Source organism: Alteromonas sp. ABH4_453 (assembly GCF_056160665.1).
The window spans coordinates 354,945-368,144 of the sequence record NZ_JBSWXP010000004.1 but is presented as its reverse complement, the minus strand read 5'-3'; the positions used below and the strand labels follow the sequence as shown (position 1 = coordinate 368,144).

Annotated in this window: 11 protein-coding genes; 6 read left to right on the top strand and 5 right to left on the bottom strand. The window is 46.0% G+C overall.

The annotated features are described in order from the left end of the window. Positions 1–232: 232 nt before the first annotated feature. Entirely contained in the window at positions 233–1,429 is a 1,197-nt protein-coding gene (locus ACXAGV_RS10345) for an HD-GYP domain-containing protein (protein WP_474873181.1), read from the top strand. A gap of 125 nt (positions 1,430–1,554) precedes the next feature. Here ACXAGV_RS10345 and ACXAGV_RS10340 read toward each other — a convergent pair whose 3' ends face one another. Together ACXAGV_RS10340 and ACXAGV_RS10335 are read right to left on the bottom strand one after the other, a co-directional pair. Further along, the gene (locus ACXAGV_RS10340) at positions 1,555–2,856 is read right to left on the bottom strand and encodes a general secretion pathway protein GspB (protein WP_474873180.1); all 1,302 of its coding nucleotides are present in this window, start codon (positions 2,854–2,856) and stop codon (positions 1,555–1,557) included. Next, positions 2,849–3,760 (bottom strand): ExeA family protein, encoded by a 912-nt coding sequence (locus ACXAGV_RS10335; protein WP_474873179.1) that lies wholly within the window; start codon positions 3,758–3,760, stop codon positions 2,849–2,851. Before ACXAGV_RS10335 ends, ACXAGV_RS10340 begins: the two co-directional genes overlap by 8 nt. Before the next feature lie 219 nt (positions 3,761–3,979). Between ACXAGV_RS10335 and ACXAGV_RS10330 the strand changes: the two genes are divergently transcribed. The 5 genes from ACXAGV_RS10330 (at position 3,980) to hemW (ending at position 9,608) form a co-directional block, all read left to right on the top strand. Next, entirely contained in the window at positions 3,980–5,158 is a 1,179-nt protein-coding gene (locus tag ACXAGV_RS10330) for a tRNA nucleotidyltransferase/poly(A) polymerase-related protein (protein WP_474873178.1), read from the top strand. 506 nt (positions 5,159–5,664) lie between these two features. After that, positions 5,665–6,378: a hypothetical protein gene (locus tag ACXAGV_RS10325; protein WP_474873177.1), complete on the top strand. Its 714-nt coding sequence runs from the start codon at positions 5,665–5,667 to the stop codon at positions 6,376–6,378. A gap of 73 nt (positions 6,379–6,451) precedes the next feature. Then, positions 6,452–7,678 (top strand): ATP-dependent RNA helicase SrmB, encoded by a 1,227-nt coding sequence (gene srmB / locus ACXAGV_RS10320; protein WP_474873176.1) that lies wholly within the window; start codon positions 6,452–6,454, stop codon positions 7,676–7,678. Between the two features lie 195 nt (positions 7,679–7,873). Continuing rightward, the gene (locus ACXAGV_RS10315; protein WP_474873175.1) at positions 7,874–8,476 is read left to right on the top strand and encodes an XTP/dITP diphosphatase; all 603 of its coding nucleotides are present in this window, start codon (positions 7,874–7,876) and stop codon (positions 8,474–8,476) included. Beyond that, positions 8,469–9,608 carry a radical SAM family heme chaperone HemW gene (gene hemW / locus ACXAGV_RS10310; protein ID WP_474873174.1) on the top strand — a complete coding sequence of 380 codons (1,140 nt, stop codon included), beginning with the start codon at positions 8,469–8,471 and terminating at the stop codon, positions 9,606–9,608. Before ACXAGV_RS10315 ends, hemW begins: the two co-directional genes overlap by 8 nt. Before the next feature lie 111 nt (positions 9,609–9,719). On the opposite strand, the gene ACXAGV_RS10305 is transcribed toward hemW, so the two are convergent. The 3 genes from ACXAGV_RS10305 to ACXAGV_RS10295 all read right to left on the bottom strand — a co-directional run bounded on the left by ACXAGV_RS10305 (position 9,720) and on the right by ACXAGV_RS10295 (position 13,136). Next, the gene (locus ACXAGV_RS10305; protein ID WP_474873173.1) at positions 9,720–10,514 is read right to left on the bottom strand and encodes a DUF2884 family protein; all 795 of its coding nucleotides are present in this window, start codon (positions 10,512–10,514) and stop codon (positions 9,720–9,722) included. A 268-nt stretch (positions 10,515–10,782) separates the two neighbouring features. Then, a complete protein-coding gene (locus ACXAGV_RS10300) occupies positions 10,783–11,355 on the bottom strand; it encodes an Lcl C-terminal domain-containing protein (protein WP_474873172.1) in 573 nt (190 codons plus the stop codon). 2 nt (positions 11,356–11,357) lie between these two features. After that, complete coding sequence (locus tag ACXAGV_RS10295; protein ID WP_474873171.1) at positions 11,358–13,136, bottom strand: Lcl C-terminal domain-containing protein; 1,779 nt, start codon at positions 13,134–13,136, stop codon at positions 11,358–11,360. Positions 13,137–13,200: the final 64 nt, after the last annotated feature.

Below are 13,200 nucleotides of genomic sequence, written 5' to 3'. Positions count from 1 at the left end.
TACCTATTACCGTTGGGTATAGAGAATATCCGTTCGCCTGATTTGAACTATCAGTTAATTTTCGGCACATTTACACGTCACACGTTCTCTCACGAATTCATTAATCGAATACTCGCAGACTCTAGCTATACTAAAGGCTAATAAACTCCTCACTTTTTTCACTGGAATATCGTACTATTCGTTTCTATTGTAATTAAAGGCTATGGCAACGTTGTGCCTCACAGGAGAGATAATGCTAGAACAGGTACCCATTGATGATTTGCAGCCCGGAATGTACGTCAATCAAGTACTTGAACAAACAGGTTCACTTAAAATGCGTTCTAAAGGCATTGTGAAAACCCAAGCCATTATTAATAGTCTTAAGTCCAAAGGCATTATCATTGTTGAGGTAGACCTTGCGAAGTCAAAGCTGCCCGAGACAGCTGTGCCACCCGAGCCAGATAAAGAAAAAGAGGCTGAAGTGACTAAACCGGTTGTTAAACCTGTCGGTCGTGATTCAATTACCGAAGCCAGCGAGCTATATGACAGTGCGCTTTCCATACAAAGTAGCTTTTTGAAGTCGCTTAAAAACGGGGCGGTGAAAGATTTATCGCCGATGGAGTCGCTGTCGCACAGCCTCATCGAAAGTGTATTCGACAATAAAGATGCGCTGAGCTGCCTGACTATGATTAAAGATACCGACCAGTATCTTCTTGAGCACAGTATTAATTGCAGCGTACTAAGCGGTATTTTTTGTGAGTTTCTTGGCTATGACAGAGATACCACAGAGCAAGTGAGTTTAGGTGCCCTGTTGATGGATATCGGGATGTCTTCCCTGCCAGACGAAATTCGCAATAACACAGGCGAATTTTCCAGTGATGATTGGGAAGTGATGAAAACCCACGTTGAAATTGGTGCAGACCTAGTTGAACAGTGTGGCGATATTTCTGACCTATCGCTACGTATCATTGAAGAGCATCACGAGCGCGTTGACGGAAGCGGCTATCCGAGAGGATTGGTTGGTGACGAAATTTCAGAATTCGCGCGTATTGCTGCCATTGTGGACGCATACGATGCCATGACATCTAACCGTACTCACAAAAACAGTATCACGCCTACTCAGGCGCTAAAGCGACTAACTGCGACAGATAACTTAGACCAAGAATTGGTAAAACAATTTATCCAGTGTATTGGCGTGCACCCTGTTGGGTCTTTAGTTAGATTAAAGAGCGGCAAATTAGGTATTGTGAGCAAGATCAACCCTAAAGACCCCGTAAGCCCTCACGTTATGACCTTTTACAGCGTTACGTCGCAGCATTTCAATGAAGTTAAGCGCGTTGATTTAAGTCAGTACGACGATGAGATTGTGTCAGGCGTTCGCCCCGAAGAGTTTAGTTTGAACTTACCTAAATTCTTTAAAGAAGTATTTGTGAACCAAATGCCGCTATAGCCCCTTACTGCTCCATTATCGGTAACGAAAAGCACTGCACAGAGGCCCTTGATTCAGGGCCTTTTTTTACGGGTCTCATACACTAACTTATTTGTGGCTATTTTCTGTGAGTGCGATGAAAACAACTACCAGTCAGTTAATGCCGCCATGGTAAAGAGTTCATCCTCAAAAGACAGTACCACACGCTGTGCTTCAATATTGACGATCTGCACTCTATCGGCAATCCAGTCGCCCTCTCCTATTTGACGGCCATTGACTCTCACCCATCTATCGGCAGGCCGAGACGCATACATATGCGCGCTAAAGTTCATGGTAGGAAGTCGTGTTAACAAGCGAACTGGTAGCTGATCTACACGGGGTAGTTCGTCTTTAACCGTCACCCTTGTTTGCTCTTCAGCGGGTGTATTATCTTGTGCCTTTGAGTCTAGCGCTTCAACGGCAGCATTAAAACGGGCCATGAGCTCTGGTGACACGGATACGTCAGATTGAGACGCAGCTTCATTTAATACTTTCCCTTCATAATTCCCTGAAGTCTCAGTTTGTCTTGTATCCATTGAAGAGCTACGCTCATATCCACTACTTGGCTCGGCGCCAGAACGTTGGGACACATCGTTATTGTAGCGATTCTGAGTACCTGTTGTGTTTGGGTTTGTATTTGTGATTGGGTTTGTATTTGGAACTGCACCTAAATCAGTATTTTGCGTTGCAGCTAAGTTGCCAACAGACTGGTTATTTACCATAGCGTTCGCTTGCGTGCCTTGCTGAGCTGCATTGCCGTTACTCATGTTTGCATTTACCGCCGTGTTAGCAGTTTCATTTAAACCTGCGCTTTGCCCACTTCCCTGAATGTTAGAAGATACCTGTTCACTTTCGTTGCTTGAAGTGCCTGGTGCTTCATTACTACTTTGCGTGGTCGTAAGCGCTGAAGCGCCTCCGCTTGCTTCAACCTGTGAAACTGAGCTTTCAGAGTCTGCCACCGGTACAGCAGCGGGTGCAGTTAGCATTGGCCACCAGCGTTTTGCCGTAGCGGCGGAAAAGCCAATGCATAAACCGCCAAGAATAACGACCGCAAAAAGGGCAGCTTGCTTGGTGTAAAGCTTCCATGCTGACGGAAGTCCTTCCACTGTGGGTAAAAACAAGCTTCGATTAAACTGCTCATTAAGGGATTTATCAAACGTGGCGCTTGTATCGTGCTCGCCCCGAAGCAAAGCTTGGGTTTGTGTTCTATGATGAACTGCCGGCGCTATTTCCACGGTTTGCTCAGGGTCTATTTCTACCTCTTGTACGCCCATTTCAGACAAGCCCTGCACCATGGCGTCGCTTGTCACTAAACCCGACTTTCTAATTTTAACCGGCCCATTTTGCTTGGTAATTTGAACAATCACCATACCGGGCATTAAATTTTCAATGGCAACGATATTAGACATACAAACTCCCTAACCCGTAGCCGAATAGGATGGCCAAAACAAACGCCGATGCGAGATACCATTTACGCTGGCTTTGCACGCGCTGACTGACAACATCTGCACCTAGAATTTGCTCGGCCGCAGCCAAGAATATAGGCTTTTGCACAACCGCATGCTGCTTAGTAAAAGATAAGGTTAGCGCTCGGTCACACAGCAAATTAATTACCCTTGGAATCCCACCGGTAATTTGATGCACCGCGCGCAATGTAGACTTACTAAAAATACTGATATCACCTTCGGCCACGCTTAAGCGATGTGCTATGTAAGCACTAACTTCTGGCGCAGTTAAGGGCAGCAGATGATAACGAGCGGTAATGCGTTGGGCCAGCTGGCGTAATTCGTTACGCTTTAACAACTGCTGTAATTCAGGCTGACCAATCAGTACGACCTTCAACAGCTTTTCACGGTTTGTTTCAAGGTTGGTCAATAAACGAAGTTGTTCTAGCACTTCAGGCAACAGATGCTGAGCTTCATCAACCATTAGTACCGTATTCATGCCTGACTGATGATTCTCTGCTAACTTAGACAAAATCAAATCGGTGAAGTACTTAAGGCTTACTTTTTCAGGTGTATAAGCCAAGCCTAACTCATCACATACCGTTGCTAATAGTTCAAGGGCGGATAAGGTAGGATTCAAAATCATGGCTACCTGCGTATTATCGGGTAGCTGCTGCAACAGTTTTCTCGATACCGTTGTTTTTCCCGTGCCCACTTCTCCGGTGAGCATTACAAAACCACCGCTTTCTCTGAGGCCAAAGGTCAAATGGGCCAAAGCCTCTTTGTGCCTTGGGCTCATATACAAATAATCGGGGTTAGGCGCAATCGAAAAAGGATTGTCATTTAACCCGAAGTAGTTCAAATACATGGTTGCTGAAGCGCCTATCTGTTTTAATTTTTAACGACGATTAAACTACCAGACGCAACCTTGAAGTGAAAGCGCATAACGATGTGGCGACGAATTTTATTTGTAACATTGCTATACTGCGCCTCTGTTACCTTGGGAAGGTTGATTTTCGTTACACGTCAAAAGTCGATGCATTCCCAATCTAAAAAGTATTACTGACTAAAAAATCGTTGGAAGAGCATGCAAATATATCTCGTTGGTGGCGCAGTGCGTGACGCACTGTTGAACAGAAAAGTTGTTGAACGCGACTATGTCGTGGTGGGCGCCACGCCAGAAGAAATGCTCAGCCAGGGTTTTACCCAAGTAGGCAAAGACTTCCCTGTTTTTTTACACCCTAAAACACAGGAAGAATACGCACTTGCACGTACAGAACGTAAGTCAGGAAAAGGTTACACCGGTTTTGTATGCGATGCGTCAAGCTCGGTGACGTTAGAAGAAGATTTGTTACGCAGGGACCTTACCGTTAACGCGATAGCGCAAGACAACCTTGGAAACCTTATCGACCCCTATGGTGGTAAAAAAGATTTAGAAAACCGCGTACTTCGCCACGTATCTGAAGCCTTTAGTGAAGATCCTCTACGCGTATTTCGCGTTGCTCGGTTTGCAACCCGCTATGCTTATTTAGGGTTTACCATCGCCACTGAAACCATGGCACTTATGCAATCCATGGCCGAAAGCGGCGAGTTAAGCACGCTAAGTGCTGAGCGGGTATGGCAAGAAACAAAGCGTAGTCTTTTAGAGAAAACACCGCATGTTTTTTTCACTGTATTAAACCAAGCCCATGGCCTCAATGACTGGTTTACTGAGCTTGAAAGAAACATAGATACTGCTCTGGAAACGTTAAAAACGGCGGTAGACCTAGAAAAGGCTGAAAACGAAAGCGTTGTTAAAGACACGGGTTTAGAAACCCCATTACCTGAAAGCAGCGATTCAGAAACTGCTAGGCTGATAACAAGGTTTACTGCCCTGCTCACTCACCTCAGTGAGGAAGAAGCGAAACAGTTATGCAGTCTGCTCAAAGTGCAAAACCAAGTTAGTGAAATCGTCAGCCTTGCCTGTAAGTTTAAAGATCTTCTATTAAATACGCAGAACTCGCCCGTCGATTTACTTGCCTTATTCAATGGCTGTGATGCATGGCGTAGAGAGGAACGTTTCACATTATTACTTAGCGCTTTTGCGCCTTATGCTCATAACAAGGGCATAGATTGGCAACATCAACAAAAGCGCATCGAAAATGCATTATCAGCCGCCAACCAAGTGAACGTGCAAGATATCATTGCCACGGGCGTTAAAGGCCCTGAAATAAAAGACGCGCTTAACCGGGCAAAGCTATCCGCTATTGCCTCTATTAATACATAATTGTGCTAAAGCAATGATCGAAAGAAAACTACTTAGCAACATCACCCAAATCAGTGGTGACGCTATGACACGCTAACACTGCGAGGAGATAGCCTCATGGGAAATTAAGCGCTACTCAAGCGAAGCCACCACTCACGCTATTACACTTAATGAGGATGGTGATGTTGTTACCCTCTCCTCTAATGGCGTGCTTCAAAGCTGGGATTACCGCGCACTGGTTACATCACTGTGATATACCTAATGCTTATACCGTCCCTCACAGCCTTTGCCCCACCTTCTTGCTAACAAGTTTTCGTTTACACAACTTAAGCATGTCGCTATTATCGAATTTAGATTACAAATGTAATCCTCAACTATATTTGTGCGTTCTTGTGCAACAGTTTCTCGCTAGTTATTCGTTGCTTGTTCGCAGCTCGTTAAATAACAACTTCAAAGCGCGCTTCGCTTTAAACAAACGATTCGCCCTTTTAAATGAAAAAATCTGGCATCGGCTTGGAGATTCTTAAGTGAAAAAAACAATAATAACGTACCTTATAACTTTAGCTTTTACCCTTGTAGTTAGTGGATGTGCAAGCCCCCCAACCGTCTACCTTTATGGCAAATATCTTGAGCCGTCCAAAGTTCAAGCCCTATCTGAACAGTTAACGGATCAAGGCTTGAATGTTGAAGTGAACGACTTTGATTTTCCTACATCCGTGTCTACTAATACGTTGCTCTATTCATTGCTGCTACAATCACCAGAAGCAATCGACAATACCACTAGCATCGCAGAGCATGCGGGTTACTCTATAAACCGTGTCCAATCGCTCACTCAAGGCAATCATTGGTATACTAAAAACTCTTTGGCGCTGTTCGTGTTCCCTGACGGCAATCGCCCCCACGGAACCCTCCTTGCCCAAGATCTTATCCATAGCTATATCGCCAATGGATGTGGGAACGGCCAGCGCCTCACACTGTATAGAGACGGTACGTATACCCTCACACTTCAAACGCCCATATCTTCAGAAGACGTAAAGGGTAAATGGAAGTATCGCCAGTTTCCTTACCTAGAGCTTCAAGAACCCAATTCACCGTACGCCAACTACTACTTCGAAATTTCACGGGTTGAAAGTGAGGATAAAGTGAGTAAGCTCGATTTAACGCACTTGCACTTACTTAACGCCAACTGTACCAACCCGTTAGCGTCAGAATGTGTATTTACCTACGGTGTGCGAATTTAACGCCAGTTTTTCTCAATGTTTTGGTATAGCAATGCTACAATACGCCCCATTCATTTAGAGCGTTTTTTATACTATGACTTTCGAAGAACTCGAATTAGACGAAGCACTGTGTCACGCAGCTGCCGATATGGGGTTTGAAACTCCAACTAGCATTCAAGAACTGGTTATCCCGCATGCGTTAGATGGACGAGATATCTTGGCCTCTGCTCCTACAGGTACCGGTAAAACAGCCGCATTCTTATTGCCTGCGTGCCAATTTTTACTTGATTACCCGCGCAGACAGCCTGGTGCTACACGCATTTTGATCCTAACACCTACCCGCGAGTTAGCGCTACAGGTTTACGAACAAGCCTTAGCCATAACAAAGCACACACAAATTGTGTGCGGCGTAATAACCGGTGGTATTAACTACGGTACCGATAAAGAAACCTTAAGCAAGAATCTTGATATTCTTGTGGCTACACCAGGTCGCTTGCTTGAGCATATCGAAAAAGAAGCCGCAGATTGCCGAGATATCGAGTGTTTAATTCTTGATGAAGCTGACCGCATGTTGGATATGGGTTTCTCAACGGTAGTTAACCAAATTGCTGCCGAAGCGCGCTGGCGCAAGCAAAACCTATTGTTCTCTGCCACGCTTGAAGGCAAAGGCGTTAAGACCTTCGCCCACGACATTCTTAACAACCCTGAAGTTGTGGAAGCGAATCCGTCGCGCAAAGAAAAGAACAAAATTCATCAGTGGTATCACCTTGCTGACGACATGAATCACAAGCAAGCGTTGCTGGTGAATATTTTGAAGCAAGAAACGACGACGTCAACGGTTGTGTTTGTGAAAACCCGCGAACGCCTGCAAATGCTTAAGGACTTCTTAGCCTCGAAAGACATTCCAGTGTGCTGGCTACAGGGTGAAATGCCACAAGACAAACGTAATGCAGCCATGGCTCGCTTTAAAAGTGGTGAGGTACCAATCTTATTGGCAACTGACGTTGCAGCTCGTGGTATCGACGTACCCAACGTAAGCCATGTTATTAACTTCGACATGCCGCGCAAAGCCGACGTTTATGTGCACCGCATTGGCAGAACCGGTCGTGCTGGTGCCAAGGGTACTGCAATATCTTTGGTTGAGGCCCACGATTTTGACATGGTAGCCAAAACCGCACGTTACATGGGCGAACCACTTAAAGCTCGCGTTATTGACGAGCTACGCCCTAAAAACAAAACGCCTAAGATTGGCCCTAAAAAGAAAAAAGTAAAGGCCAAAGACAAAGCCAAGGCAAAAGCTAAGCCTAAAAAGAAAAAGTAAAGAGTGCGAAAATAGTCGATCAGTAACATTCAAGTGAGTTAATGCGGTGGGCCAGGATGTAGGTGGAACATTGCCGACACAAACCCTCTCAGCGGAGCGCACATGGATGTGTTTACCGCGTGTTTGTGGAGGCAATGTTTCGGCCGCAGCCGCAGCCCACCGCTCTAGCTCACCGTCAGTTCAAAAGAGTACACAATGAAATTCCCAGAAAAAATTGTTTTAGCCACAGGTAATCAAGGTAAGGTGCGTGAGTTCGCATCTTTGTTTGCAGATTACGGTGTAGACGTTGTGGCGCAAAAAGAATTAGGTGTATCTGATGTGCCTGAAACAGGCACAACATTCGTTGAAAATGCCATTATTAAAGCGCGTCATGCGGCACAAGTAACAGGCCTTCCTGCTATTGCTGACGACTCAGGCTTAGTAGTCGACGCCCTTGGCGGTGCACCCGGTATTTATTCAGCCCGCTATGCTGGCGCTGATGCAACTGACGATACCAATATCGACAAGCTATTAGCTGCCCTAGATGGCGAAACCCAGCGTAAAGCGCATTTCTTCTGTACTCTAGTATTTATGCGCCATGTGGAAGACCCAGTGCCATTAGTTAGCCAAGGTAAATGGCAAGGCGAAATTTTAACTGCTCGTTCTGGTAACGACGGTTTTGGTTACGACCCCGTTTTTCACGTGCCAACTCATGGATGCACTGCGGCAGAATTGGAGAAAGCCGAAAAGAACCGCATTAGCCATCGCGGCAACGCCCTAGCGATTTTGCTTGATAATATGAGAGCGACTTTTGCGTAATCCTCCGCTTAGCCTTTATATCCACATTCCTTGGTGTGTTCAAAAGTGTCCGTACTGTGATTTTAACTCTCACGGGCTTAAGTCTGACTTGCCCGAAAAAGAGTATGTGGCGCATCTGCTGGACGATTTAGCCATTGATGCCAAACGCATTGGCGACCGCCCTGTCGAGACAATCTTTATAGGCGGTGGCACGCCCAGTTTGTTTTCAAGCGAGGCCATGGCTGGCATTTTAAACGGCGTTAAACAGCGGGTTAACTTAAGCGACACTGCTGAAATAACCATGGAAGCCAACCCAGGTACCGTTGAGGCAGGTAAGTTCGCTGGCTTTTATCAGGCAGGCATAAACCGAATATCGGTAGGTATTCAAAGCTTTCAGCCTAAGCATTTAAAGGTGCTAGGCCGTATTCATAATGAAAGCCAAGCCGAAAATGCGGTGAAACAAGCGCACAGCGCGGGGCTACCCACGTTTAATTTAGATCTCATGCATGGTCTACCTGAGCAGAGCGTAGAGAATGCCATGGCAGATTTGAAGCAAGGTATTGAGCTCGCTCCCTATCACCTGTCGTGGTACCAGCTTACTATCGAGCCAAACACGCCTTTTTATTCAAAGCCTCCAGCGCTGCCAGACGACGACATTCTGTGGGAAATACAGGAAAAAGGCCACAACCTATTAGAGCGTGCAGGCTATCACCAGTACGAGATTTCAGGTTACGCCAAAGCAGGACACCAATGCCGCCATAACCTGAACTACTGGCGCTTTGGCGACTACTTAGGCATTGGCTGTGGTGCCCACGGAAAGATTACCGATGCCGCTAATGGCACTATTCATCGTACCGTTAAAGTGAAGCATCCTCGAGGCTACATGGAAATGAGCCGCCCGTATTTAGATACGCAAACGCTGGTAAGTAAAGACGACCTGCCCTTTGAATTCTTTATGAACAGGTTTCGTTTAGTTGAGCCTTGCCCGATGAGTGATTTTAGTGACTTCACAGGTACTGAGTTAACGGATGACGTTAAACGCGCACTGTCTGATGCTCATCACCAAGGGCTGCTGTCTATTTCAGAGAGTCACTGGCAGGTAACCGCTAAAGGACGTAGATATCTTAACTCTCTGCTGTCGTGTTTCGTATAATCTCGCCGTTTTGAGTCAACCAAAAAGCTAGATCGAAAAAGCCTGCTCTCGCAGGCTTTTTATTTTACTCAGTCTGTAATCGACCTTACGTCAACCCTTCTTCATCAATACTTAATCATCGCTTTTATCGTGAAGCGTAATAATATTGTATGGTTCAAAAGCAGGTACATTTGCTCGAAGATTTTCTTCTGCTACGTCTAAACGTTTAAGCTTTTCACAAAACCACTCTGCTTTTTTACGCAAAGTTGTGGCCTTGTCTCCCACATCTAACCCCTCGCCCACGTTATTTAGCTGACGAGTAATTTCTGCTACTTTCTCTTGGTTTACCTCGCCGCTTCCAGTGTTTATGCCACTTATCGCCGATAGTATGCCGCCAACAGAGGTCGAAATAGCTTCTTCAAGCTGCGCTTCAATTTCGCTATCAACGAATTCATCAACGCTTTCCAGCGATCCGGGGCCAATGAAATAGTGGTTACTGGCGTGCCTGAATTTATCTTTCACGCGGTTTTGAACACGCTTCATAGCAGCATTCAAACGCTCATAGCTGTCGTGGTCGCTGCCAACTAAACCTAAATACACGTGTTCAATAGTGCCAATCGCCAAGTCGACACCTTCGGTAGCCAAAATAATCATTTTTGGTACTACATAGTGCAACCCTGAAGAATACTCTTTTAGCCACTGCCGTTCTTGTTCGCTTAAGGTTTGCCAACGTCCGCCTACAAACAGCTGGTTTTGGTCGTTAATCTGAACTACGGTGCGGGTTTTATCCATTACACGAAGCTGCGCATTATTTACGGCAATACCGTAGGCAAAATCGATGTTGCACGTATATTCAGCTTGCGCCGATGTACAAAGTCCAGCGAATAAACAAATTGTGAAGAGAAAAGCCTTAAGGCGCGATATCATTTTCATACCATCATTGTGGCTAGCTTACTAAGAAATAAAAAGCCATCATGAGTCTAACGTGCTAAAAATCAGGTTGAACATGTCGAGATGATCAATTTATGCAACACGTAAATGGATCATTAATGAGAACGATAAATATCTGTATCTTTAACGTTCAGACCTAAAACAACAAAGCACGCATTATAGAGCGTGCTTTGGTGATAAAAAGTCTAAGCGTCGGATATTAGACGAAAGGCTAATTAGAAAGGATGTGAATTTTTACCTACACCTATTCATCGGTATAAGTGCGCACCAAACGTACATATATGAATCGGTCTTTTTCTTTAATGGAATGGCTAGCGTTAAAGAACGCAACAACCCATGCTCGGTCTGGATCGTCCGCTGAAGGGGTAGAGGTCCAAAAATCATCCGGAGGCGTAGCTGGGAAAAGCGAGCTATTAATCGCCGGGCGTACGCAGTCGCGTTCCGCTAAGGTGGCCAACTCTTTAACGTTGGGCAAGCGCCATCCTAGCAGGTCTTCGTTACTCGCCTGCTGTGCAAGTTGTAGCGCCTGCTGCCATGTATATTTCACCGCTTCACCGCTACACGTCGAGCCATCCCAGGTTTGTCCTTCGGAACATCGTCTCCAGACTAAATCTGTAGTGGTATCCAACAAAGTACTGGTAGTCACTGCTTCAAAATTATCGTTGGGCGTGGTTTCTAGTCCATCAGACAAGCACTCTTGAGCGTAAGCTGAAAACGATGCACTTGCGAACAACGCTGAGGCCGCAACCATTTTAAGTGAAATGAGTACTGCATTTTTCAAGGCGTTTAGAACAGGTTTATTAACTGTATTGTTCATGACTATCTCCCCGCTCTTACAAGACGAACACGCGCAGCTGTCGACTTATTAAGAAAGTTATCGACACCTGAATCGAAATCCAACGCCCATGCATTTTGTGCATCATCACTGTTAACCCCATCGGCACTCGGTACCGATGTCCAATACCATAGTGGCTCGGTAGAAACTGCACCTGTGTTAGGGAAATAATCTTCATCAATGGCTACATCGTCGGCAATGCCTAAATGCATTAACGAAAAGAGTTCATGGTGAGTGGGTAACCGCCAATCGTAAAAGCCGCACAAGCCTTGGGTATTGACTGCTTCAACATAGGCTGACGTATTACAGTTGGTCAGTAAGCACGTTGCATTCACGCCTGTCTGGTCGCCCTCAAAACCACCATTTACCTCTTCGCTGTACCAAGAATAGGTGTAGTCTTTATCTTGAAATGCACCATCGTCAGTTTTAACTTCCCACACCAATCCGGTCACATTATCACGAACGCACGACCACGTATCTGCGCTGGCATCTTGTTCGTCACCATTGGCATTTAAACGGGTAAAGTCGAAGCCAGCTTTACCACGTCCAGCCTTTTCTATTAAGCCATTTTGCTCAATAATATCAGCGCCACGCTGCCCGTCCTGCCCAGGAAAGTCGTTTTGCTGCGCCTCGGTTAACGCGTTATTGGTAGCTTGTTGTAAAAAGCCGGTATCGTTCAACAGTGGCGTGGGCATTGGACGTATTCGTACATTGATTGTGTCTTCAACGCTGTTGCCGTTGGCATCAGTCACAGTGAGGGTATAGGCCACAACAGTAGAAGAAGGTACCGAAGGTGCTATGGCAAATGTGGATAGTGCATCGCTGTCATCTACTGGGCGAACTGCGGCTCCTGTGTTTGCCCCACTATTGGACGTAACGTTGTTACTGCGCTCCCAAGAGTAGGTAAGTGGTAGAGCACTGGGTATACTCGTCGTGGCCTCGCCATCTAAAATAACCACTTCGCCACTAAAAACACCCTGCGAAAACCCAGCATCAACAACTGGCAGTGTTTCAGTCTCCGATTGCACAGAGATGGTAACGGAATCTGTATCAGTTGCCCCTTCACTGTCGGTTACTTCCAACTGAAACGTAAGCTGCTGTGCATCATTGGCAATGGGCGTTACGATAGTCAAAGTAGAAAGGTTTGTCTCCACGCCAGTTATCACGTTGGTGCCGCTGGTTTGAGTCCACACGTAATCAGCTATTTCCCCAGCTGTTGACGTTGAATCAGCGTCACTGCTTCCGGTTCCGTCGAAAACAATTTCGACTCCCCCGGGGAATGTATTGGCCGGCAAATCGTCCCATGCAGGCACTTCTATACTCGCTTCCGGGGCAATGTTCACAGGTGCGACCGTAATTACAGTAAAATCACTTGCCGTATTGCCGCTTTGGTCGTTAACTGAAACAGTAAGCGTATATTCAGTGGCACTATTAACCAGCGGCGCCACAAAACTTGCTGCTGAAGAACTCGTGTCGTCATGAGTAATGGTTAACGAAGGAGACGCACTCCAGTTATAAGTATAAGTGCCATCGCCGCCACTCACCTCAGCAGTCAGCGAATAGGTTACCCCTTCGGTAACAGTGGCGTCTAGGCCTGCATTTATAACTAAGTTACCGTTGCCCGATCCCCCACCGCTTGCGTCACCATCGCCGCCTCCGCCGCCACCACAGGCAGCTAAAACAAATGCGCCGCAAAGAATGACTAACCCGCGCAATAAGGTGTGTGAGAGATAGCTTGAAAATGAGGGCATACTTATTTGCATACATACTCCAGTCGCACTACTAGCGTGTATTTAAGACGCCGTGCGAGAAAAACTTGATGTAGAT

Excerpts from the sequence above, each read along its gene's own strand:
- ACXAGV_RS10345 (WP_474873181.1), top strand. The coding sequence starts at position 233 with ATGCTAGAACAGGTACCCATTGATGATTTGCAGCCCGGAATGTACGTC.
- ACXAGV_RS10340 (WP_474873180.1), bottom strand. The coding sequence starts at position 2,856 with ATGTCTAATATCGTTGCCATTGAAAATTTAATGCCCGGTATGGTGATT.
- ACXAGV_RS10335 (WP_474873179.1), bottom strand. The coding sequence starts at position 3,760 with ATGTATTTGAACTACTTCGGGTTAAATGACAATCCTTTTTCGATTGCG.
- ACXAGV_RS10330 (WP_474873178.1), top strand. The coding sequence starts at position 3,980 with ATGCAAATATATCTCGTTGGTGGCGCAGTGCGTGACGCACTGTTGAAC.
- srmB (WP_474873176.1), top strand. The coding sequence starts at position 6,452 with ATGACTTTCGAAGAACTCGAATTAGACGAAGCACTGTGTCACGCAGCT.
- ACXAGV_RS10315 (WP_474873175.1), top strand. The coding sequence starts at position 7,874 with ATGAAATTCCCAGAAAAAATTGTTTTAGCCACAGGTAATCAAGGTAAG.
- ACXAGV_RS10305 (WP_474873173.1), bottom strand. The coding sequence starts at position 10,514 with ATGATATCGCGCCTTAAGGCTTTTCTCTTCACAATTTGTTTATTCGCT.
- ACXAGV_RS10300 (WP_474873172.1), bottom strand. The coding sequence starts at position 11,355 with ATGAACAATACAGTTAATAAACCTGTTCTAAACGCCTTGAAAAATGCA.
- ACXAGV_RS10295 (WP_474873171.1), bottom strand. The coding sequence starts at position 13,136 with ATGCAAATAAGTATGCCCTCATTTTCAAGCTATCTCTCACACACCTTA.